Raw genomic sequence first — 23,400 nt, forward strand, 5'->3', positions numbered from 1 at the left:
AAGAGTACCCTGTGAATGTCTTGAGTTTGCTAGGTGAACCATTGGGATTGTCCTGAAGTTTGCTAGGTGTACCCTGTGAATGTCTTGAAGTTTGCTAAGAGTACCCTGTGAGTGTAGTTTGCTAAGTGTGCGCTTTGGGGGATCGCTTAAAAGTTCGCATAGAGCGTCTTTAGTTTCAGTTTGGAGTAACATTTATGTTTACCCGCATCTCCGACTGCTGCGAGATCGGACCTAACAGACCTTATTCGTCGATTCTCACTCGTCTGCGGTGGCTGCATGTCCAGACCATGGAGGGGATCGGACTCAGGTGGCCTCAAACGTCGATTCTTACTCGTCTGCGGTGGCTACACGTCCTCGCCATCGACGGTCCGGACTCAGGAGACGCTATTTCACAGATTTTGGTCATTTCGCCATGTTATCGGACTCAGATGCAACTATTCGACCCAATGTACTCCTCTTTGGAGCAAATACTTGGTAATAAGAGCTATGCGGTCCGATACTTCTGAATAATGCTTCAAAAACACTAAATAGCTGCAATACAGTCCGAACGATGATGTAGTATCTTCAATCTTGCTAGTCCGGACTCAGCTGACATTATACGACGATGCTTACTCGTCAACCTAGGCTGTATGTCCACACTAACTATGGGTTCGGACTCAGGAGACGTTATTTCGCAGATTTAGCCCATTTCGCCATGCTATCGGACTCAGATGCAGCTATTGAACCAAATCCACCCCTCTTTGGAGCAAATACTTGGTAATAAGAGCTATGCGGTCCGATACTTCTGAATAATGCTCCAAAAAATCTAAATAGCTGCAATACAGTCCGAACGATGCTGTAGTATCATCAATCTTGGCTAGTCCGGACTCAGGTGACCTCAAACGTCGATTCGTTCTCGTTTGCTAAGATTGCAAGTCTGCACCATCTAGGGATCGGACTCAGGAGACCTTACACGTAGATACCTCGTCATCCCCATGGATCAATTAGATCCGGAAGTCCTTATAACGCAGATTCAAACCACCTCACAATAGACTAGTTACCAGCCAAGTTTACAATACCATTTGTTTAGAGCCGGTACATTAAGTGTTATAGTTAATGAACATATAAATTTTCATTCAGTTCACGAAGGGAAGGAGAATTTTCATGAATATGGAGCAATGGGAAAGAATTCGGACGGGACAGGGATTTATAGCTGCCTTGGATCAAAGTGGTGGCAGTACACCAAAAGCGCTGCTGCAATATGGTGTTGCAGAGGACAGTTACTCTAATGAAGATCAAATGTATGGGTTGGTTCACGAGATGAGAACGCGCATTATCAAGAGCCCTGCATTTGATTCAAAGCATATACTGGGTGCAATCTTATTTGAGAACACAATGGATCGTTCCATAGACGGGCAATATACTGCCGATTTTCTATGGGAGAAAAAAGGGATTGTGCCTTTCCTGAAAATCGATAAAGGTCTTGCCGACCCTGAAGACGGAGTACAACTAATGAAGCCTATTCCCGGCTTGAGTGATCTTCTGAAGCGGGCCAACGAACGTAACATCTTCGGTACAAAAATGCGCTCGGTGATTAAAGAGGCTAATCCTTCCGGTATCAAAAAGGTGGTTGAACAGCAGTTTGAAATCGGCAAGCAGATTTTAGCAGCGGGACTCGTTCCTATTATCGAACCAGAAGTTGATATCCACAGTGCTGATAAAACGGCTTCAGAGAAGCTGCTAAAAGAAGAACTATCGGCCCAATTGTCTACGCTGGGCAAAGACGTGAAGGTCATGCTTAAGCTCTCCATCCCAACGGAGAATAATTTCTACCGTGAATTAATGGAGAATCCTCATGTTTTGCGAATTGTCGCTTTGTCCGGCGGTTACACACAAGCAGAGGCCAACGATAAGCTCGCCCATAATCAAGGACTGATCGCCAGCTTCTCACGTGCGTTATCACAGGGACTAGGTGCTGGGCAGTCAGAAAAAGAGTTTAACGCGCTCCTCTCCAAATCTGTAGAAGCGATTTATGCAGCCTCTATTAAATAAGATCCTCATTTAAACCAGCACATAAAAAGAGCTGTTTCCCTGACAGGTGATCCCTGCTGGGTAGCAGCTCTTTTTTATGATGAGAATTTACTTTTAAAGTCTAGAATTTTCATATTAAACGCCATTCTGTCTACTCATTCAGCCCACACAAGCATGCAATGGGTTTGTTAAAGTCCCTTACATCTTATCTAAGGACCACACCTGTAGCTAAAACACATTAATCAACCACTTCTCTGTTGTTTCTTGGTACACCATCCATAATTCCTGTTTTTAATCCAGCGCATTTCCTTACCCAATAATTTCTTGATCTTACGCAAAAAAGGCTTCCACCACGCAAGTACGCGAGGTAGAAACCTAATCGATTACTTCTATGTTATCTTAAATCGAAACCACGAGGATTAATGCAATTAAAGCTGGCAGTCCTTGCATAAATAAAATAGACTTTTTCACCGTCAGTCCGCCATATAACGCTGCCACTATAACAGTTGATAAGAAGAAGATTTCAATTTGATGGCCGAAATTCACATTCGGATGAACCAATCCCCAAATTAAACCTGCCGCCAAAAATCCATTGTATAACCCTTGGTTCGCTGCCAGTGTTTTAGAAGCATCCGCAACTTCCTGTGTCATTCCAAAGACTCGAAGCCCTTTTGGCTTTGACCAAGCGAACATTTCTAAATAAACAATATAGATATGTATTAACGCAACAACACCGACCATAATATTAGCTACCCATACCATCAAAATAACCACCTTATTTTAATTTGTGTACAATTTAATTGTATCACATTAAAACTCAAAAGTGTATACAAAATCCCATAAACAATTCGACACTAAAAAAAGAATAGCCATAATCTTCAAAAAAAGACTATCGCTATTCCATACGTAATGTTTTATGAAATTCTAAAATACTTTTGCAGCAATATAAACGGTTACGCTATTGTAAAAACCATAAAGAGAACCATTGCTCCAGACGAAATTGCTAGGATCTGAAATTCCCGTATTTTGAGACGCTTGATGTCCATGTTTCTCTGACCATAGACCTGAGCTATTTTGAAGCATGAAGTGGTAATCAACGTTATCCTCAGGAATATCGACTTTACCATTACCATTTGAGTCGATCCATCCCACTCTTAGTGCAATTCGATGTTCATCGGAATTAATCGTTGCAGTTCGGCCCGGAAGTATCCGCCAACCCGGTTTAAAGTATAAAGGATTCGTATTGCCATCTTGAACCACAAGACCAGCAGTATAATACACGTTAGTAAAATAGGCAGGATCTCTGACATTTGAGACCCCGTCTCCATCACCAGGGTTGATTGCCCCTGGAAATCTTAAGGCATAACCATAACAGTTAATCCCATAACTATTTTCGGCTGTATACGGCCACGCATGACCATAAGCGGAAGCTAGAGTTGCTTGCGGAGAATCAGGTTCAAAAGTAGGTGTTATTAGCTCCGGTGCTAACAATTCATTATTAATAAGATTGTCATCTGCCGGGGGTACAAAGCTTGATGACTCTTTGAGTTCTCCAACTGTAGTAACATTTCCTTGTGTGTCCACAATAATCGTATCGTCGCCCTTCCATTCTCCAACCCAAACCTTTTCCGGTCCAGAAGTTTGGACTTCTTTCAAATTACTGACGTCGACGTCGATAGGTGCGGCCATTGCAGCAGAGGACAGGGCCAGATTCAGTAAGAGCGTGCAGGTTATTGCGGCTTTATAAGTCTTTTTCAAAATCATAAACATCCCTTTCTATGTAAGATAAGTAAAAATTAACATTTTATCCTAAAATAGACTATGAAGAATGTTATGGTTTTTCCGAACACCTATAAAGCTTTATATTCAAAATAGTCAAAATACGCCGGCTTCGCTTGCTGATCCAAATCCTGAGCACATACCCCGACATAGGAACCGGTAAAGCCAAGCTTGCCGCCATATTCATCCGAAAGCGTACCAAAATCTAAGGGAGTACAGACAGCTGTCCAATTCACCCCGTCTGATGAAGCATAAAACAACAGATCACGTCCATGAATTTCCGCCTTTAGATAATAACGATCCCAATCTTTCACAGATAGCTGCATAGAGGAAATCTCATCGTATTTGCCACCTCTACACAGCACAACGCCCAAACTAGTTCCACGAATCTCATCTGCGGTAACACGCAAATAATAGTAATCACTGTCATCATAATAGAGGACTAACCCAGCCATTTGCAGGAAGCTATCCGGCTCGAATTCCAGACAGGTTGTAGCTAAGCATTCAAAATGTTGAATCGGCCGGGCAATTAAACTCTGATCATGCAGTGAAGCTAACGACTCTCTGCCGCGCAGACGAAGAAAACCCGGACGTTCCTTCAAGCTAACCCAAGATTCATCAAAAGGTACACGCAAGCTTTGGTATGGAAATCCAAGAACCTCTCCATCAAATTCATCTCTGTTTGGCAGCTCCTCAAAAGTGAATATCGGCAGGTCAGGAGCCACGGTCTCCAATGCAGGCAACTTCCCTCCGTGGGCCAATCGCATCCAGCCATCCTCTGTCCATTCACAGCGTTGAATCGCAGTTTCCCGGCCTAACGGATTCATCGTTGACGTTCCCGGAATCGGACGTGTGCATAAATGCGCCATGTACCAGTCCCCATTCTGAGTCTCAACGAGCGATCCGTGCCCTGCTTGCTGAAACGGGTAGGTCAGATCATGCGCCGTGGTCATAATCGGGAAATCCGGATCCGTCTCATAAGGACCTGTGAGGCTTCTGCTTCTAGCTAAGGTGACCATATGGTTGATGCCAGTGCCTCCTTCAGCTGTCAGTAAGTAATAGTACCCATCCTTCTGGTACAATTGCGGACCTTCGGTCACTCCGATAGGTGTCCCTTTATAAATTTCATGGATAGGTCCCGTTAATTTGCCAGTCTCCGGGTCATATTGCTGCATAATGATGCCAGAGAAGTTATTGTGATTTTTACGGAAATCCCAACGCATATTAAGCAGCCATTTGGTCCCATCCAGATCATGGAATAAAAATGGATCAAATCCGCTGCCATTAAGTCTAACCGGCTCACTCCACGGGCCCATGATATCCGTCGCTGTAATTAAATAATTATGCAGATCTTTATATACACTTTTGCGAGATTTCACATCTGTAAATAGCAGATAAAATACGCCTTGGTCATAAGAAAGCGCGGGTGCCCAAATGGAACCAGAGCTTACGTTACCACGCAGATCTACTTGTGAGGCTTCTGTCAGCACACGTGAAATGGAATGCCAATGAACCAGATCCTTGGAATGATGAATTTCTACACCTGGAAACCATTCAAAAGTAGAGGTTGCGATATAATAATCATCCCCTACTCTAATAAAAGACGGATCTGGATGAAAACCTGCCAACACCGGATTAACAATTTTTTGCGTCATAATGTTACCCTCCACTACCGGATTTTTCATAGTTTAACGTATTTATTGTATCGCTTTCATAACGATTAAAGTTATAATGAGATATAAGAAAATGTTTGTATTTTGTCATCTTGGAGGGCCTATGAAGCAGCTGTTCGAACCTGTTGTTTTTGAAGAACATAAGACCTTGATTTGGGATTATAAAATATATACCGACGACTATTACAAAGGTTATTATCACTGGCATCAATGCTGTGAAGTCATGTTCGTGTATGGCGGACAGGGAAACGTTGTTGTGAATCAGCAGATGTACGATATCCGCAGGGGAATGTTATTCTTTTTCCAGCCCTATCAGCTGCACCGGATCTATTCTGAGGTTTCTCCCGAATGTCCTTTTGAACGAACCATCTTCTACATTGATCCACATGTTGCTGAACACCTGCTGGAGGGTTTTGCGAAAAGGAAGGCTTTATTCACAGCGCTTTGGCAAGGGAAAAATACACATTGTGCCTTTGATCTTAAGGATCACGTTGAGTCGGTGGAGTGGATTCTGGAGCAATATAATCACAATAAAAAAGTCAGTCTGACTGAGGATACCGAAGACATTTCACTGTTAATTCTTCAATTATTGAGCAATATAGGAACTGAAGATCAGCATGTATTCCAATCAGGAGAACGGCGAACCTTGCGCTATTCTGAGAAAATCATGAGTTTTATCGAAGAGCATTATCATGAGGAGGTTAATCTGGATCAGTTAGCTGAGGAGATTCACTTGTCCAAATCCTATATCTCCAGAATCTTTCATCAGGAAACCGGAGGAAGGCTTGTTGATTATCTGACTGCCCGCCGGATCAAACAGGCCTGCCGCTTGTTAGGAACGACAGACCTGCCTGTGGAGCAAATCGGAATCACTGTTGGTTTTCCAAATGCCTCATATTTCAATCAACTGTTCAAAAGAGTCCTAGGGACGACGCCATTAAAATATAGAAAAAGTAATTAGATCCAATCTACACAACCGTATTTTTTTCAGTAACGAAGAGTATATTTTTAGCAAAATGATTAATATCTATCAGCTCTGGGCGGGGGGCGTCCACCAGTTCACCATTGATCCTTAAATTGACAAAGGTCACATTTTCAACAGCTCTCTCTTCGTCATATCCATAAATTCGTGAAGGGTTGGCCGTCCCGCTATAGCTGATGTCGCGAAATGTAATGTTCCGGATGCTTGTCCCCGGCTCTGGATTGTAATCCTTGTTATAGACCACCCGCACATCAATTAGCTGCCCCCGCTCAATACGCTCTACACGTATATTTTCATATAGAACATTACATACCCTATTTCGATCCCCGGCATTAATCGCCAGTGCCCCCCAATAGTTCTCTTGCGGTTCGTGATGATTCAAGATATCAATATTTGCAAAAACAATAGACTCAATGGTGTCCCCGTTCCGTTCATGGTCCCCATGTGTACCAATCATTAATGGATGAGCGACATCCGCCCACAGAATGGAATCACGAACGCTAATATTACGGGTATCCCCATAAAAATCCCATCTCGAGCCGTAAATAGCAATACAATCATCCGAATTACGCATAAAAACATCCCGGATTCTAACCTCGGAACTAGACATAATATCAATGCCATCAGACCACCCCCGAGTGCTAAACGATTTGAAATTATCAATCACAATCTGCTCAGACTGCCCGATGAAAATGCTGTAATGTGGCGGATCAATCACGGTAATACCTTCCACATTTATAGATCGTGAAAAAACAATTCGTATCGCTCGAAAGGCCGAGAATCGATGAAAATCCGCAAGATAAATTATACCGCGACCACGAATGGATACATCATGAACTCCCTCGCATACCAAGGAACCTACAAGCACTGAACCTCCGGCAAGATACACCGTGGTTTCCGAAGGGACCGGCAATACTGTTTCTTCTATATAATGTGTGCCTGGAGCGAAATAAAGCACCTTCCTTTTTTCACGAGGATCAGCAGCGGCATTATCCAGCAGCCGTAAAAGATCAGGTTTCCGGTGTAAACCCGGTTGGACTACTAGAACATTAGCATCCTCTGGTTGAGGGGCATCCTTCTCCTTAGGGTTAGCAAATAAATGCAGATTTCGAAAAATATCACCGTTGATCTCAATCGATAACTTTTGCGGACCTGTTAGCTTAAACAAAATGGTATTTCCATGATATTCGTAAGAGATCCCTCGCGAAGCCGGAGCAATGTTCACACAATCAATCTCCGTATAAAGACAGGTGACTTCAACTTCTACTGTACCTTCCAGATCAAAATAAGCCATGGATGCAGGACGCACCTCATGCATATCTACCTTAACCTCGTAAATAAACAAGCTATGCCATTCTCCTTCAGGCTGCCGTACTCTGACCTTATAATCCTCACGTCCCGGGATATCTTTAGGTGCTTTATATACTTGTAAATCATCCACTTTACCATCCTCCTGTTCATTTCGATTGTATCGCTTCCAACACCGATAAAGTTTTAATGTGTTATGCAGAAATGTTTGTATTTTGTCAGTTTTAAATTATAAGCCAACTTCAACATGACAATAATCAAACATTTCCTTATATCAAAACACAACTTTCCTGAGCTTTAGAAAGCTATACTCATAACATCCTAATTACACTGGAGGCAATAATAATGACAAACCCTTATTGGCAGGAAATCATGGGTAGACTTGATACAAAAGTGGAACGTATGGTAGAGCAAATCGGTGATAAGTGCCCGCATTTCGCTGGAAAAGATGGCAAATTTGATGATATCGGTTCAGACTGGTGGACCACTGGGTTCTGGCCTGGACTCCTGTGGATCATGCATGATATGACCGGAAAAGATCTTTACAAGGAGGCTGCTTGGCATTGGGACGGTACCTTGGAGGAATGGTTTGTTAAACCAACGGTTGAGATGCATCACGATGTGGGATTCCAATTCCTTCCGACCGCTGTTATCAAACATACAATTACAGGTGACGAAGATGCCCTGCGCAGAGGGATTGAAGCAGCGAATTTCCTCGCTGCCCGCTATAATCCTGTAGGCAAATTCATCCGCGCATGGAATGAAGATAAATACGGCTGGGTAATTATCGACTGTATGTTAAATATCTCCCTGCTGTTTTGGGCCAGCAAAGTGACAGGTGATCCCCGCTATAAGCATATTGCAATTAGCCACGCCGAAACGACAATGCAATATGGCATACGTGAGGATGGATCCACCAAACATATTATTTCTTTTGACGCAGAGACAGGTGCTTATCTTGAGAATTTTGGCGGTCAAGGCTACTCGGCTGAATCCTCTTGGAGCCGAGGAACAGCTTGGGGATTGTACGGCTTTATCAATACTTATCGCCACACTGGTGATGAACGTTTCCTGAACACTGCTAAGCGGATCGCACATTATTTCATCTCTGCTTTGCCTGAGGATCAAGTCCCTTATTGGGATTTCCGCCTAGAGGATGACACCCGGATGTTCCGAGATAGCTCCGCAGCCTCTATAGCCGCTTCAGGATTATTAGAGCTTGCAGATATCGTACCCTTAGGCGAAAAAAGTCTATATGCAAATGCAGCGGAGCGAATTCTGCGCTCACTGACCGAAAATTACGCAACCTGGGAGCTGCCGGAGCATGAAGCGATTTTATTGCACGGAACTGGCAGTGGCGATTCCTTCATAGATGTATCCCTGATCTATGGAGACTACTATTATATTGAAGCTATCGCTAAATTAAATGGCTGGAAACATCGGATATTTTAATTGCAAATAGTTAATTTAAACAACAAAAAGACACCTCTCTTGAGGTGTCTTTATATATTTCAGGCTATTCGTTCACCAGTGCCGCAGCACCCTCCAGCAGCATCAAGCCGCTGAGCTGAATACTCAGCTGAACCGGAAGCTCCGGTTTCACTTCCCACGATGAACTGCACAGACCCAGTTGTTTATCCAGACCTTTTTCCCACAACTGCATTGCATTGGCCAATATAACCTCGCGAATACGGATATTTACAGGAGATATTTTACAGAGCTGAACCAAATAACGAATCAGAATGCCCTTGAACAATCCAGTATCATCAATGCCTTCATCAGGCAACATCAGATTAATTGGATCGCATAACCGATCAATACATGTATTAGCCGTTCGATTCGCATCTTCTAAGTAATGAACATCACCCGTATTCTTGTAAAGCTCTAGGCCAGCGCCTAGAAACACCCCCTGACAGTAAGTAAACTCCCAATCGTAATCGATCTGGCCATCCCCGAGTCTATTCATCCCATCCCACACAAAACCAGTCGTAGAATCCATCAAATATATCTTGTTCCATTCATAGATACGGAGCGCCCACTCCAGATCCTCTTGCTTATGAAAAAGTTCATATAACCGGGCTGCAAGAATGACGGCAGGTGCATTGGCAGGTGTGTTTTTATAATCTAGCTGATCCTTCTTCCACGCCAGACCTCCACCCAACTGTTCATTCCAAGCCGTCTTAATATCCTCCCATAGATCAAGCACAGCATTTAAATAGGCTTCATATCCTGTTACCCGATAAGCACGCAGCAACGCCAATGCTGTCCATTCCATATCATCATAGTAATTATGCCTGAAAGTCCCCCCGTTATAAGCTTGCAGACTCTGACTTAGCTCCATAATTTTCAAGGAATACACAGGATCTCCACTACGCTCATAACCATCTACTAAAATATCAAGGACATGAGCCTGCCACCAATAATAAAAGTTTTCCCCCGCAACGTTGTACGCTCTGGGATACCATTGGTTCATGATCCCCGTCTCAGCATTATAATAATTACGTAGTAGACATTGTTGGAACCACTCGGACTTTTCCTGCCAACTGACTGCTTCCATGGCTTCCTTTGCTTGTGTCATTAAGAACTCACCTCAAACCTGTTCTTTAGTTAATTCAGCCATCTTCTCCAGCAGCTTGATCGCACTAAGCTGGGAGCTGAGCTGAATCACACCAGCGGAAGTCGAAGTCCAATCTGCGCCAAACAACACTTTATCCTCTGACTTTCCTTGTTCCCAGAGACATTCTGCATTCGCTCGCAGGAAATCTACAGCTTTAACTGCTGCGGAATCAGCTTTGACCCATTCAGCTGTATAGCGAATCAGGATTCCTTTAAACAGTCCCGCATCACCATTTCCTTCATCTGGCAGCACACCTCCCTGAGAGTCAGCAAGTTCATGGGCTGCGGCGGCAAAGGTTAGACGAGCATCCTCTAAATATTCCTGCTCTTTAGTGATACGGTACAGTTCAACTGCTGCGCCAATGAAAACACCTTGGTTGTAGGAGTATTTCCAATCTTTATCGATCTTTCCATCGCCAGTGCGATTCATGCCATCCCATACAAAACCCGTTGCCGGATCTACTAGATGCTCTTTTTGCCATCTGTATATTTTTAACGCCCATTCAAGATTGCCAGCTTCACCAAAAGCTTGATACAAGCGTGCCGCAAGTATAGCTGCCGGTGCGTTGGCTGGTGTATTTTTATAATCCAACTGTGATTTCTGCCAAGCAATTCCACCGCCCATATGCTCGTTCCAACCTGTCTGAATGTCGTTCCATAAAAGAAGGGCTGTATCTTTATAACCTTCCACTCCAGTTGCTTGATAAGCACGAAGCCACGCGAGAGCCATCCATTCCATATCATCATACAACTCATTTGGCCACATACCACCATTTCGTTGTAGCAGACCTTCATGAAGTGCGGAAAGCCTTTTGGCATACCAGTTCTCTCCAGTCCGCTGTAGTCCATCTACCAATACATCCACAGCATGGGCCATCCACCAATAATGAAAAATCGTGTTGCATTCTCCATTTGGACAAGGTGTTTCTATATTGTACATTTTGATCGCTTCATTCCAGAAGAATGAATCCAATGCAGCTTGTGCTTGATTCGCCCGTTCCTCCCAAATCCCTATCTCCAATTGATTCATATAGACTCTCTCCCTGGTTCGATTTTTATTGCATTAACCCTTAATACCACTGAAGGCTATCCCCTGTACAAAATAACGCTGAAGAGCTAAAAACAACACCAATATCGGCAAGATTGCTACTAGCGCTCCAGCCATCATTGGACCGTAGTCTGTTTGAAAATTATAAGAAAAAGCTTGAAGTCCCATCTGAATCGTTGCTTTTTCGGGATCATTCAGCACAATCATTGGCCATAAGAAACTGTTCCAGCCCGCTTGGAAGGTAAAGATACTTAAAGTAGCCAGCGCTGGTTTAGTCAACGGCAAATATATCCGCCAAAATATTTTAAACTCTCCACAGCCTTCGATCCGGGCCATTTCCATCATGTCACTAGGTAAGGTGAGAAAGAATTGCCGCATAAAGAACACAGCAAAGGTTCCAGAAGCGCCCGGAAGAATAATCCCCCAGAATGAGTTCATCAGCCCGTTACCCCCGCTACCAAAAATATCATTTCCTCCAAAAAGAGGAATATGGCGCATGACATAAACCGTGGGGATCATCGTCACAATGCCTGGTATCATCATCGCCGCAAGCAGCACGCGGAATATCGGCTTATTGAGCTTAAAATTCAATTTTGCGAACGCATAACCACTGATAGAACCAAAGAACAGATTCGCCAATACACCCGCTACTGCAAGTACAAGCGAATTCCAGAAATAGAGCGCAAACGGAACCGTAGTAAATGCCTTACGATAGTGTTCTAAGGTCAAATGTGAAGGAAACCACCGGATGGGCATGGCGAAGATCTCTTCGTCAGGCTTCAAGGATGTAAGAACACTCCAATAAAAAGGTAGAAACATTACGATAGCAATAACTATGCACGCTATATAATAGATTGATTTGCTTAAGCTTCTTTTTAATAACGAACTTCCGCTAGTATCCATACCTCTATCCCCCTTCTGCATGGCAAGCCCGGCTTATACAATGGACTCCTCCGCCTTTGTGATCCGCATGTTTATTAGTGAGAAAATGAGAATCGCCACAGCAAGCACAAATGCTTGTGCAGACGCATACCCCATTTGCAATTGATTAAAGCCCTGCTGATAGATCAGATAAACTGGAGTCTTTGTCATATTCGCCGGACCCCCCTGCGTCAGCACAAAAGCTTGGTCGAACAACTGCAACGCACCAATGATGGACATCGTACTGACCAGAAAGGTTGTTGGTCGCAGCTGCGGCCAAGTAATAAACCGGAAACAAGCCAGCTTATTAGCACCGTCCAGCCGTGCAGATTCATACAAATAGTCAGGCACGCCCTGCAGACCTGCCAAGTAGATAATCATATTAGAACCTACCGATTGCCAGAGGGTAAGCATAATAATGGATAACATCGCCGTTCGGGTCTCGGATAACCAAGCTGGACCCGTAATCCCAACATAAGACAACAATCCGTTAACCAAACCAAATTCAGGATGCAAAAGCCAGATCCAAACGGTAGCAGCAGCAACGGCGGATGTAAGGGTAGGCAGATAATTCAATGTGCGGAACAACTTTACCCCACGCCAGGATCGACTAAGCAGAATCCCGAGGAGAAGCGAAATCAGAATATTAAATGGAACGAAAATGATGGAATACAGAAATACATTTCGGAATGTTTTCCATAACAAACTGTCCTCTATCAAACGGCGATAGTTATCAAAACCGATCCAATCGTTTCTACTAAGTACATCGTAGTTGGTAAAGCTTAAATATAGCGCCATTACCACAGGGATGACTGTGAATACTGTAAACAGCAATACCGTGGGTGTAATAAACAGATAAGCCGTCCGCGCCTGATGTTTCTCTAGCTTTCTGATGGAAGCCATTTCAGCTACCCCCTCCTAAGCAAAAGGGAGGCGAAACCTCCCTTCACTTCAAATGTCTTACTTATTATTTCACTACTTCATTATCCTTCAGCATTTTGTCGCCCTCTTCTTGCGATTTCTTCAAGGTCTCATCAATGCTCATCTTGTTTTGCTGGTTAAGCTGCAAATTAGGGGCCAAAGCATCAGTCTCCATCACGGAATATCCAGGATGGTTCGGACGAACCTTGGCGAACTCCAACGTTTCCAGAAACGGCTGCCACTTTGGATCATCCTTGAAAAATGGATCTTCCATCGATGGCTTATAACCCGGCAGGTTTAGACTCGTCTTTGCCCAGAGCAACGCGTTATCCTTGTTCGCTGTCCACCATTTGATGAACTCCCATGCTTCTTCCTTATGTTTGGAGCCTTCTGGAATCACTAGCCCAAATCCACCCATGACACTACCTTTATCACCATTTGGTCCGGCTGGAGGAGGAACGATTCCATAATCCAGGTCTTTACCATATTTGTTATAGGTGCTGAGCATCCACGGACCGGAATACAGCATAGCCACTTTACCTGTGACAAAAGCATCTTGCCCTTCACCAAGTCCAAGTTCGAACCCTACTTTATACACTTTGTCCTTGTTCATTAGGCGATCCCAGAACTCAAGCACCTGCTTGCCCTGCTCATTATTAAAATTGGTCTTTCCATCCTCTGTAAGCATGGTGCCGCCAGCCTGTTGGAGATACATATTAAAAAGTCCCAAATCTCCCATAGAAAAACCTGCAGTCTCCAATTTATTGCCATTCCATTTCGTTAGCTTCGTAGCAGCCGTCTCTAGCTCATCCCATGTTGTTGGAGGCTGAAGTCCTGCCTCTGCGAGCAGCTTCTTATTATAGAAAAGAGCACGAGCATCTACGGTAAGCGGCAGCCCATATAATTTGTCAGCGTATGAAAGCTCACGAAGGGATTCGCTGTAGAAGTCATCTTTGGAAATACCGTCCCGTGTTAAGTATTCGTCAACCGGATGCAGGACGTTTTTTGGAGCATACAATGAAGTTCTCCAGCGATCCCAAAACAGCACATCAGGAGTGCCACCATTGGTTGCGGAAGTCAGAAACTTCGTGATCATATCCTGCTGCAGCACATACTTTAAATGAATCTTATCCTGCGATTTATTAAAGGCATCCACCATGGTCTCAAATTGCTTCTGTCCCTCACCGCCCCAATCTCCCCAGAAGGTAAGCTCTGTCTTTTTCCCGGTACTGCTCCCAGCTTTGCTTGTGTTTCCGGTCTCTTTGTCCGCAGATCCGTTATTGCCACCGCAGCCCGCAGCAAGTGCAGTAGTCATTACCAAAACAATTGAGGTAACCAGCCATTTTTTCATGTTCTCTATCCCCTTTAGAGTCGATTATAAAAACCTTGTTGGTCTCAACCGCGCTTAATCTGCTTACCACAGCGCATGAGTACAAGCTCACAGAACATCATGTTTGCCCAAGAGAACCATGGACGTGTAAATTCATCAGGATTATCCACATGAAACCCTTCATGCATAAATCCAGTTCCTGCATCCGTCTTCTCCAGCAGCTGAAGTAAGGCTTCCTGTTCCTCAAAGCGGGTAGATGTCATTCCCTGCATCGCTAAAGCTATGGGCCAGATATACCGATTTGGCGTATGCGGACTTCCAATGCCAGCAGCCGCTTTTCCTGCGAAAAAATAAGGATTAGTGCTACTTAAAATAAGTTCACGGGTATTTTTATAAATAGGATCATCAGCAGTCACATAACCCAAATAAGGGATAGAGAGTAGACTAGGTACATTTGCATCATCCATAAAATTCACCTGTCCCAGACCATCTACTTCATAAGCATAGACCGCTCCAAACTCTGGATGTTCTACAATTCCATACTCACTTATTCCCTTATTAAGCTGGTCAGATAGTTTTCTAGCTTTCTTTTCCAGCTCCTGATCACCTAAAATCTTACGGGCAATTTCACACACATATCGTAAAACAACCACCGCGAACATATTGGCCGGAACCAAATACCCATATTCACAGGCATCGTCACTAGGACGAAATCCAGACCAAGTCATTCCGGTATAAGCCGTCAACGTCCCTTTGCCTTCTCGAGCTAACGTATCCGTGGGCGGACAGTTCATCCGTTGAAAAAGATATTTTGAATCGCGCTCATGGTTCTGTTCGGTAGTCCATAATGTTATGATTCTTTCTACGCCTGTTACAAACGACTCATTAAACTGACTAGTACGGCCCGAATTCTTCCAGAGCAGATAACTCAGTTGGATTGGATAACATAACGAATCAATTTCATATTTTCTTTCCCAGACTCCCGGGCTCATCTCCGTCAGATCCTCTTGGTGACCATGCCCACTTTCTTCTTCATTGAATGCGTTAGCATACGGATCAAGCTGGATGTAAGTAAATTGTCTACGTACAAGTCCCTCAATCATGTCTGCAATTTCTTCATCTTCGGAGGCAAGGATTAGGAAAGGTCTGACCTGTGCGGCGGAATCCCGTAGCCACATCGCTGGAATATCTCCGGTAATAACAAAAGTGCTTCCGTTTGGCATTCGTTTTAAGGTTGTGTTCCAGGTGTTGGCCATACATTTCTCGAACATTTCGGCTAATTTCGGGCGATCACTCAGCTGTGCTTTTACGCTAGATGCCAGTTTATGCATTGACTCGGGTATTTCTCTAGTTGCTTTCAGTTATAATACCCCCTTTTTCTTTTTAAATTTGAAGCGCTTTCATTGATTAGTATATTGTCATGTAATTAGTATGTCAATATGTTTATTTTATTATAATGATATATCAATACATCTATAATGATAAATATATATCTAAAACAAATAAAAAAACCCATCCAAAAGGATAGGTTTTTATAACAACTAATATATGTTTAATTTGGAGAATAAGCCAAAATTCTATTTAGAGATAGATTGTTTAGCGGAGCTTGCGGATTCACCAGAAATCAACTGAGCTTCCAGCATTATCTTATTGGACACACTCTGCCCGTTCATAATTCGCAATACATTTTCTACTGCAAGCCGCCCCATCTCTTCTTCATTTTGCCGTAAATGGGTAAATGCATAACCCGAACCAAGTGGAGTTGGCGGACTATCAAAGCAAATGATCGAAATATCTTCTGGAATTCGTAGCCCAAGTCGTTGGACCGCAGTTCTAGCCAGCAGCGCAATATTATATTCCACAGCAAAAAGCGCCGTTATTGTTGGATTCTTTTGCATATGAGAAATTAGCCGCGAAATGTCATGTTCAATATTCTCATCGTTGAAGGAATCCGGTAGTGTTGAGGTCAAATCGCTGACCCACAATCCCTTGTCTACAGCTATTCCCCGTTCCGCATGCGCTTGAATAAATCCCTCTACCCGCTCTTCAAGAGCTGTGGTATCCGCTGGAGGTGGAGAGAGAAAGGAGATATGAGTATGCCCGAGATCAAATAAATACTCCGTACCTTTGAGTGCAGCCTGCATATTATCAGTACTGATCGATGCTGCTGCCACTCCTTTTAAATGGCGATCTACCAGAACTAGCGGGAACCGCCCTATCACCAATTTTAGAATCTCCGCATTAAAAAATTCGCCTTGAGCCGGAAAAATGATCAGACCATCTACACCTAAGCTGAGCAACTTCTGAATAGATTTCTCTTCGTTCTCCGGCACCCCAAACGTTCTTCTTAAAACCAGAAAACAATCATTATCACGTGAAGCCTGCTCCATGCCATAAATTAAGCCTGTGCCATAGCTGTTGCCAAAGTCGGTAATAACCAGACCGATCGTCTTTTCCTCATGGTTAAAGGAATTGAAAACAGTTCCGTCGGAGACCGTCCCCGGAGATATCGCTGATTCCATGTAATCGACTGCTGGATCTGCCACAAATGAACCTCTCCCCGGTTTTCTCACAATTAATTGTTCCGCGGCGAGCATTTCCAGAGCTTTTTTACTCGTAATCCGACTAACATTATAGGCTTCAGCCAGTTCTTTCTCAGAGGGAACCCGTTCCCCTTGTCCATAGGATTTATTAACGATAAGCTGCTTCACTTCATCAAATATTTTTTCATACATCGGTTTGGATGATGTTGTCTCACTCATGACTTTCGTTATCTCCTGACTCTAATTTTTTCATCTTATACATAATAATATATCATGATATATTAAGTTTGTCGACAGTTGTGCGCCTACAGCAAAAAAAGAGGGAGGAAGGATGTAAAGTGGAAAAATACAAAACTTCGTATATAAACAGAGATAACCCGTATGCAGTGAATGCTGGTTAAATAAAGGCTAAGTAATCGCTATAAATATCATTTCTACTATATTCTTAGATAATATCAAACCGTATTTCATCTAACAAGTTTTTACACTTTTGTCCATTTGTTCTTTTTTTATTCAAAAACAGCTAACACAGGTCTATCGTAAATTGCTGTTCAGAATATATAATAGAGACTATCTGGTATAGAAAGGAAGTTGAATAGTTAATGAAATTTAATGATTATCGCTATGAGCGCCCGGATGTAGAGAAGTTCAAACAGGATTTTAACAACCTGCTTAAAGATCTCAATGACACCGAGCCATTAGAAGTGCAAAAGGCTTCCGTTACCGCTATTAACAAGCTTCGCAATGAGTTTGACACCCTGCAGACATTGGTTAGCGTTCGCCATTCGATCAATACAACAGATGAATTCTACAAGGCTGAACAGGAATTCATGGACGAGATTGGCCCTATCGTTCAGGAATACATAACGGACTACTACAAAGCACTCGTCAATTCCAAATACAGAGCCGAATTCGAACAAGAATGGGGCACGCAGCTGCTTCAGCTTGCAGAAGTAGCTCTGCGTACTTTTAGTCCAGAAATCATCGAAGATTTACAATTGGAGAACAAACTCTCTACAGAATACGCTCAGCTTATCGCGTCCGCCAAGATTCCATTCGAAGGCGAAGAACGCACGCTGACTCAGCTTACTCCTTTTGAATTGTCCACGGACCGCGATATGCGTAAACGTGCTTCACAAGCCAGATATGATTTTATGTCTGAACATGAAAGTGACTTTGATCGAATCTATGACGAGCTAGTTAAAGTCCGTGACCGCATTGCTAAAAAGCTTGATTACAGCAACTTTGTTGAGCTAGGTTATGACCGGATGATGCGTACCGATTATAACGCCGACATGGTAGCCAACTTCAGGAAACAAGTTCTGGAGCATATCGTACCCGTCTCCCAACAGCTTAAGAAACGGCAGACTGAACGCCTAGGTCTGGATGCCTTGAAGTTTTATGACGAGAACTTCAGCTTCAAGACTGGCAATGCCACTCCTAAAGGAGATCCTGACTGGATTGTAGCTAACGGATCCAAGATGTACAAAGAGCTCTCTCCGGAAACTGATGAATTTTTTACTTTTATGTTGGATAACAATCTGGTGGATTTAGTAAGTAAAAAAGGTAAGCAAGGCGGTGGCTATTGTACTTACTTCAGCCAATACCAAGCACCTTTTATCTTCTCAAATTTCAATGGAACCTCAGGGGATATTGATGTCTTGACCCATGAAGTGGGGCATGCCTTCCAGGTGTATGAAAGCCGAAATATTAATGTACCTGAATATGCTTTTCCTACTTATGAAGCCTGTGAGATCCATTCCATGAGCATGGAGTTTTTTGCTTGGCCATGGATGGAATTGTTCTTTGAAGAGGATGCAGACAAATACCGTTTCAATCATTTGGCAGATAGCCTTCAGTTTATTCCTTACGGAGTTACTGTAGATGAATTCCAGCATTTTGTTTACAGCAATCCTGAAGCAACCCCTGCTGAACGTAAGCAAGCATGGCGAGAAATCGAGAAAAAATATTTGCCGCACCGCAATTATGAAGGTAATGCTTATCTGGAACAGGGTGGATTTTGGCATAAGCAAGGCCATATCTTCGCCTCCCCGTTCTATTACATTGACTATACACTAGCACAGCTATGTGCCTTCCAGTTCTGGAAACGTTCAAATGAAGATTTTAAATCCGCTTGGAGTGATTATTTAGAATTATGTCAAGCTGGAGGAAGCAAATCCTTTATCAAGCTGGTTGAACTTGCGGGCCTGACTTCACCTTTTGAAGATGGCTGCATTAGTTCGGTCATTGGAGAGATTGAAAGCTGGTTAAACAGCATTAATGATAAAGAACTTTAATAATACCTTGCAGTACCGATAAAAAAGCAATCCCTGCTTCTTAGCTGGGATTGCTTTATTTTCATATTAAGGTTATTTAGCGATAACGAATCAACAAGTCCAGTGGATAACGACCTGCATTACGGCCATACAAAGCTAACCCGCCGTCCTCTGCTTGCAGCTCCAAACGGAAAACACGATTGCGATCCAGCTTCGCTGCTAACTGTCCCGGTACACTTGCCTTGCATAGGTAGCCATAAGATCCAGCCTCATCCAGCTTATTCGCTATTGGCTGATAATGCCAAGACAAAATCCCTCTGCTATCAGCCGGATCATCCGGTAAATAGAAAGAACCAATCCGGTGCCCATCCACCAGAACGTTCACTCGGGAAGGATGACGCTCTTCATCCGTCATATAATACGTATTCGGATTATATTCCACCCTCGCATCTGCCCCATGCATAAGATCAAGGCCCATATCATTAAGCTTCGTACCTTCAACATGCCGCGCCAGCAATCGTTTAGCACTTGCTTCGAACATGATTTCGATCTCACCAATCATTGATTTATCTGCTGCATCTGGCAGTGTAACCTCGTATACATACTGACCTTGCCCAGCACCATTGATCTTAGATCCTTGGATAGCATCCCATTGATGCTTAAAGTTATGATCGGTATAAGCTCCCACTGGAATTTGAATAAATTCTCCTTCACCTTTAAACAATACAGTGTTATTACCGCCTCTTACATCAAAAGTAATGAAATTCCGCGTGATCGCTTCACCCTTCTCATTAATCAGAGAAACAGCAAGTATTGCAGCCGCCTCCTGACCAGGCATTGTAATGTTCAAAGAAGGAAGTATAGTGTTTCCAAAGTTATCCCATTTCACAGACATATGTCCACTTTGCGCAGTGACCCGAGTCCCCAAATTGTCGTACCACAGTTCCCATTTCAGCTTCAAATTATGACCGTGATAGCTGTCCGCGAAGCTGGAACCTAGCAAAGGTACTTTAACACTCTGCCCTGCTTCTACTGTCTGGCATGGAGGAGCATCTATCACGATAAAATCTGGGGAATGCAGATCCGCAATCGTCATCCCGGGAACAAAATCCCCATATCCAAAATCCTTATCGCTCCCGTCTAGCCGGTAATAACCATTGAACTCATTCGTAACATCACGGAATTCAGTAAATACGAATCCACATAGCTTATCATGCCGCCGGAATTCATTCATCATATAGCGGTAATGCCATGCCAAATCACTGTCCCCTGCACCACCTTCTATCCCCCACACATTACCGCATTCGCTGTTCATTAGAGGGGCATCAGACTGTACGTTGCCGCCAATACAGTTAAACTCCGATCCCGGGAATGTTTTATCTACAACCTCATTTAAGTGGGCTTGCAGCTGCTCGTAACCATTAATGTAAAAGTGCCATGTATTAATATCCGATTCCACATGATCATAATTACACGGCGAGTTATCCTCAACAATTCTAGTCGGATCAAGCTGCTTCGCCCAGCGATATTTCTCCCGCACCCATTCCTGTGTCTCTTTAAGATAACTACTCTGCTGCTGTACATCACTTGTGAGGCTAGCCTCCTGAGCATCTGTCTTCAAACCCCAGGTCTCGTTGAACATAACCCACGAAAAAATAGATGGATGATTATAATCTCGTTCAATCACCTCAAGGGCTTCACTCTCATAGGAGGCTCTGGCCTTGTCATCCGGATTACCCCAGAAACAAGGCATATCTTCCATAACAAGAATGCCAAGCTTATCCGCCCAATACAGCTTACGGGGTTCTTCGGGCTTGATATGAATTCGCACCATGTTTAGCCCTAAACGTTTCATTAGATAAATTTCATCCCGCATATCTTCATCCGTTGGATAGGTGAAAAACCCTGTCTTGTGATAGGACTGATCAAGAGTACCGTTCAAATATATCGGCTTACCATTTAAGGTGATCCACCGATAATCACGATCTTCAAAGCGGGCAGTCTGAATTTCGCGAATTCCGAAATAAGTGCTGACTGTATCTGTACCAAACGATCCACTAAGCTGCAATTCACCTTCATATAAATAAGGATTTTCTGGACTCCACAAATGCGGATTGGGAACATCGATAGACAGCTTACATTCGTTCACCCCTGCTATAAGCTGCAGCTTCTCTGTATGAACAACAGAATGATCAGCGAATTGCAGCGTAAACTCTGCCGAACCCGTTTCATGCGCAATTATTCTTGTAGTTACCTTCACCTGTCCATCTATACGGGTCACAAACTTTGCATCTTTCATATAAGTTTCGGGACGTGCTTCAAGCCATACAGGCTGCCATATTCCACGGATTTCTCCATATCCTTGTTTGCCCCGCGCTTGATAAGCATGATCGAAATCCTCAGCTCTTACGACAATATTATTCTCACAATTAGCTGCCCAGTAAGGTGTAATATCAAATTCAAATGAACCATATCCACCTTGATGTGAACCTACATGTTCTCCATTTATCCACACATCACATGAATAATCTACTGCCCCAAAACGTAAAAACAATCGTGTTTGTTGGTCAACAGCCTGCCCATTCACGGTGCGGCGATACCAGCCTATTCCTTGTTGATCGCAGCCAATTCCGGATAAGGGACTTACCCAAGAAAAAGGTACAGTGATCATTGAGTCGTAAGCGATTTCAGGATTGGAGTACCATAACGCCTTCATACCTTCATTGTTCGGATCAAACTTAAATGACCATTGCCCATTCAAATTCATCCATTCATGACGTTGCCAATGTGGATGAGGGTGTTCAGAACGAGGAATCGCAAGTGTCTCAGAAGCTAATATAGAAGTTGTCATATGGCGAGCACAGCCTTTCAAAATAAGAAGTTGAGCCCATTTTAGCACCAGTATATGTTTTTCGCAATGTTTATTATGATTTTACAATACTCGATCTTCATTGTACAATAACCTCAACCCATCCTATACGAAAAGGAACAAATATGATGAATGATATTTCACAAGAAACGATACGTTATCCCGCGTCACGCATTTTAGATGTAGCTAAAGCACTGTCTGGTGACGTCCGCGTCCGCATTCTTGAAGCCCTTGGAGAGAAGCCTATGAGTGTCAGTCAATTAGCTGAGACGTTAGGTGTAGCTCAGCCAACGATATCTATCAATGTGCAGACGTTAGAACAGGTTAATCTTATCTCGTCTACACAAGGAGCAAATCGCGAAAAAATCTGTGCGGTCACCTGTCGCTCTATTCAACTCGATCTCCCTTCAAAGCTAGGGGATGGGCTGCATCAAACTGAGGAAATACATATGCCCATCGGAATGTTCTCCCACTGCTCCATACAACCGTCCTGCGGGATGGCCGGAAAAGATGGTGGCGTCATTGGCTCCCAGGATGATCCAAGAGCATTCTACATGCCTGAACGAGTCGATGCCTCTCTCTTATGGTTCGCAGAAGCCGGTTATGTCGAATACTATTTTGCCAACCCCCTGCCTCCAGGCGTCGAGTTGGACGAAATCCGCATTTCGGCAGAAGTATGCTCAGAAGCCCCTTCATTTCGAGAGGATTGGGCCAGTGATATCAGCTTATCCATCAATGACCAGTTAGTCGGGACTTGGACCTGTCCCTCCGATTTCGGGAACCGCAAAGGGAAACTGACCCCTGAACGTTGGAGAAGTGGAACTGAATATGGAGCTCTTACTACATGGAGTGTCTCGGAATCGGGCAGCAGCTGTAATGGTTCTCTCTCATCTCCGACTACAATCAGCTCTTTAAAGCTGGCGTTTAATGAACCTATTCGTGTACGTTTTGAAATTCGGGAGGATGCACTCAATAAACGAGGACTAAATCTGTTCGGAAGTGGGTTCGGGGACTATGCCCAGGATATCATACTGGCGTTTGTACGACGTCCGAAATGAGGAAAAAGAGGCAGGAGTGCCTCGGAAGTGGATCCAATGTTCACCAGCATCAAGAAGAACATCAAC

The 23,400-nt window shown here is 43.6% G+C and carries 17 protein-coding genes; 5 read left to right on the top strand and 12 right to left on the bottom strand.

What is annotated here, in order from left to right; genetic code table 11:
* The first annotated feature begins 1,143 nt into the window (after nt 1–1,143).
* Nucleotides 1,144–2,031: a fructose bisphosphate aldolase gene (locus tag NYE58_RS21725; protein WP_341003007.1), complete on the top strand. Its 888-nt coding sequence runs from the start codon at nt 1,144–1,146 to the stop codon at nt 2,029–2,031.
* A 378-nt stretch (nt 2,032–2,409) separates the two neighbouring features.
* Here the strand turns inward: NYE58_RS21725 and NYE58_RS21730 are convergent, their stop codons facing one another.
* The 3 genes from NYE58_RS21730 to NYE58_RS21740 all read right to left on the bottom strand — a co-directional run bounded on the left by NYE58_RS21730 (nt 2,410) and on the right by NYE58_RS21740 (nt 5,444).
* On the bottom strand, nt 2,410–2,772 hold the full coding sequence (locus tag NYE58_RS21730; protein WP_076128270.1) for a DUF1304 domain-containing protein: 363 nt from the start codon (nt 2,770–2,772) through the stop codon (nt 2,410–2,412).
* Between the two features lie 162 nt (nt 2,773–2,934).
* Nucleotides 2,935–3,768 (bottom strand): hypothetical protein, encoded by an 834-nt coding sequence (locus tag NYE58_RS21735; RefSeq protein ID WP_143761999.1) that lies wholly within the window; start codon nt 3,766–3,768, stop codon nt 2,935–2,937.
* A gap of 92 nt (nt 3,769–3,860) precedes the next feature.
* Nucleotides 3,861–5,444 (bottom strand): glycoside hydrolase family 43 protein, encoded by a 1,584-nt coding sequence (locus NYE58_RS21740; protein ID WP_076278113.1) that lies wholly within the window; start codon nt 5,442–5,444, stop codon nt 3,861–3,863.
* A gap of 121 nt (nt 5,445–5,565) precedes the next feature.
* Here NYE58_RS21740 and NYE58_RS21745 point away from each other — a divergent pair, with 121 nt between their 5' ends.
* The gene (locus NYE58_RS21745; RefSeq protein ID WP_076128265.1) at nt 5,566–6,423 is read left to right on the top strand and encodes an AraC family transcriptional regulator; all 858 of its coding nucleotides are present in this window, start codon (nt 5,566–5,568) and stop codon (nt 6,421–6,423) included.
* 7 nt (nt 6,424–6,430) lie between these two features.
* On the opposite strand, the gene NYE58_RS21750 is transcribed toward NYE58_RS21745, so the two are convergent.
* A complete protein-coding gene (locus tag NYE58_RS21750) occupies nt 6,431–7,885 on the bottom strand; it encodes a glycosyl hydrolase family 28 protein (RefSeq protein ID WP_341003009.1) in 1,455 nt (484 codons plus the stop codon).
* Nucleotides 7,886–8,097: 212 nt separating this feature from the next.
* Here NYE58_RS21750 and NYE58_RS21755 point away from each other — a divergent pair, with 212 nt between their 5' ends.
* The gene (locus tag NYE58_RS21755) at nt 8,098–9,204 is read left to right on the top strand and encodes a glycoside hydrolase family 88 protein (RefSeq protein WP_341003010.1); all 1,107 of its coding nucleotides are present in this window, start codon (nt 8,098–8,100) and stop codon (nt 9,202–9,204) included.
* A gap of 64 nt (nt 9,205–9,268) precedes the next feature.
* Here the strand turns inward: NYE58_RS21755 and NYE58_RS21760 are convergent, their stop codons facing one another.
* From NYE58_RS21760 to NYE58_RS21790, 7 genes are all read right to left on the bottom strand, one after another.
* Complete coding sequence (locus NYE58_RS21760) at nt 9,269–10,330, bottom strand: glycoside hydrolase family 76 protein (protein WP_076218845.1); 1,062 nt, start codon at nt 10,328–10,330, stop codon at nt 9,269–9,271.
* 12 nt (nt 10,331–10,342) lie between these two features.
* The gene (locus tag NYE58_RS21765; RefSeq protein ID WP_076218844.1) at nt 10,343–11,398 is read right to left on the bottom strand and encodes a glycoside hydrolase family 76 protein; all 1,056 of its coding nucleotides are present in this window, start codon (nt 11,396–11,398) and stop codon (nt 10,343–10,345) included.
* Nucleotides 11,399–11,431: 33 nt separating this feature from the next.
* Entirely contained in the window at nt 11,432–12,319 is an 888-nt protein-coding gene (locus NYE58_RS21770; protein ID WP_076306116.1) for a carbohydrate ABC transporter permease, read from the bottom strand.
* Between the two features lie 33 nt (nt 12,320–12,352).
* Nucleotides 12,353–13,240, bottom strand: a complete 888-nt coding sequence (locus NYE58_RS21775; protein ID WP_036688088.1) for a carbohydrate ABC transporter permease — start codon at nt 13,238–13,240, stop codon at nt 12,353–12,355.
* Between the two features lie 64 nt (nt 13,241–13,304).
* Entirely contained in the window at nt 13,305–14,609 is a 1,305-nt protein-coding gene (locus NYE58_RS21780; RefSeq protein ID WP_341003011.1) for an ABC transporter substrate-binding protein, read from the bottom strand.
* Between the two features lie 44 nt (nt 14,610–14,653).
* Nucleotides 14,654–15,919 carry a glycoside hydrolase family 125 protein gene (locus tag NYE58_RS21785; protein WP_341003013.1) on the bottom strand — a complete coding sequence of 422 codons (1,266 nt, stop codon included), beginning with the start codon at nt 15,917–15,919 and terminating at the stop codon, nt 14,654–14,656.
* A 246-nt stretch (nt 15,920–16,165) separates the two neighbouring features.
* Nucleotides 16,166–17,350, bottom strand: a complete 1,185-nt coding sequence (locus NYE58_RS21790) for a GntR family transcriptional regulator (RefSeq protein ID WP_341003014.1) — start codon at nt 17,348–17,350, stop codon at nt 16,166–16,168.
* A gap of 383 nt (nt 17,351–17,733) precedes the next feature.
* Here NYE58_RS21790 and NYE58_RS21795 point away from each other — a divergent pair, with 383 nt between their 5' ends.
* Nucleotides 17,734–19,428 carry a M3 family oligoendopeptidase gene (locus NYE58_RS21795; RefSeq protein WP_076278186.1) on the top strand — a complete coding sequence of 565 codons (1,695 nt, stop codon included), beginning with the start codon at nt 17,734–17,736 and terminating at the stop codon, nt 19,426–19,428.
* Between the two features lie 76 nt (nt 19,429–19,504).
* Here the strand turns inward: NYE58_RS21795 and NYE58_RS21800 are convergent, their stop codons facing one another.
* Nucleotides 19,505–22,258, bottom strand: a complete 2,754-nt coding sequence (locus NYE58_RS21800) for a glycoside hydrolase family 2 protein (protein ID WP_076278185.1) — start codon at nt 22,256–22,258, stop codon at nt 19,505–19,507.
* Nucleotides 22,259–22,404: 146 nt separating this feature from the next.
* Here NYE58_RS21800 and NYE58_RS21805 point away from each other — a divergent pair, with 146 nt between their 5' ends.
* Nucleotides 22,405–23,334, top strand: a complete 930-nt coding sequence (locus NYE58_RS21805; protein WP_076218850.1) for an ArsR/SmtB family transcription factor — start codon at nt 22,405–22,407, stop codon at nt 23,332–23,334.
* The last annotated feature ends 66 nt before the right edge of the window (nt 23,335–23,400 follow it).

This window comes from Paenibacillus sp. FSL L8-0708, assembly GCF_038009325.1.
In the GTDB taxonomy this organism is placed as follows: domain Bacteria; phylum Bacillota; class Bacilli; order Paenibacillales; family Paenibacillaceae; genus Paenibacillus_AQ; species Paenibacillus_AQ odorifer.

Coding starts and splice junctions, on each gene's coding strand:
- NYE58_RS21805 (WP_076218850.1), top strand. CDS start 22,405: ATGAATGATATTTCACAAGAAACGATACGTTATCCCGCGTCACGCATT.
- NYE58_RS21775 (WP_036688088.1), bottom strand. CDS start 13,240: ATGGCTTCCATCAGAAAGCTAGAGAAACATCAGGCGCGGACGGCTTAT.
- NYE58_RS21730 (WP_076128270.1), bottom strand. CDS start 2,772: ATGGTATGGGTAGCTAATATTATGGTCGGTGTTGTTGCGTTAATACAT.
- NYE58_RS21795 (WP_076278186.1), top strand. CDS start 17,734: ATGAAATTTAATGATTATCGCTATGAGCGCCCGGATGTAGAGAAGTTC.
- NYE58_RS21790 (WP_341003014.1), bottom strand. CDS start 17,350: ATGAGTGAGACAACATCATCCAAACCGATGTATGAAAAAATATTTGAT.
- NYE58_RS21765 (WP_076218844.1), bottom strand. CDS start 11,398: ATGAATCAATTGGAGATAGGGATTTGGGAGGAACGGGCGAATCAAGCA.
- NYE58_RS21770 (WP_076306116.1), bottom strand. CDS start 12,319: ATGGATACTAGCGGAAGTTCGTTATTAAAAAGAAGCTTAAGCAAATCA.
- NYE58_RS21780 (WP_341003011.1), bottom strand. CDS start 14,609: ATGAAAAAATGGCTGGTTACCTCAATTGTTTTGGTAATGACTACTGCA.
- NYE58_RS21745 (WP_076128265.1), top strand. CDS start 5,566: ATGAAGCAGCTGTTCGAACCTGTTGTTTTTGAAGAACATAAGACCTTG.
- NYE58_RS21725 (WP_341003007.1), top strand. CDS start 1,144: ATGAATATGGAGCAATGGGAAAGAATTCGGACGGGACAGGGATTTATA.
- NYE58_RS21755 (WP_341003010.1), top strand. CDS start 8,098: ATGACAAACCCTTATTGGCAGGAAATCATGGGTAGACTTGATACAAAA.
- NYE58_RS21740 (WP_076278113.1), bottom strand. CDS start 5,444: ATGACGCAAAAAATTGTTAATCCGGTGTTGGCAGGTTTTCATCCAGAT.
- NYE58_RS21800 (WP_076278185.1), bottom strand. CDS start 22,258: ATGACAACTTCTATATTAGCTTCTGAGACACTTGCGATTCCTCGTTCT.
- NYE58_RS21760 (WP_076218845.1), bottom strand. CDS start 10,330: ATGACACAAGCAAAGGAAGCCATGGAAGCAGTCAGTTGGCAGGAAAAG.
- NYE58_RS21785 (WP_341003013.1), bottom strand. CDS start 15,919: ATGCATAAACTGGCATCTAGCGTAAAAGCACAGCTGAGTGATCGCCCG.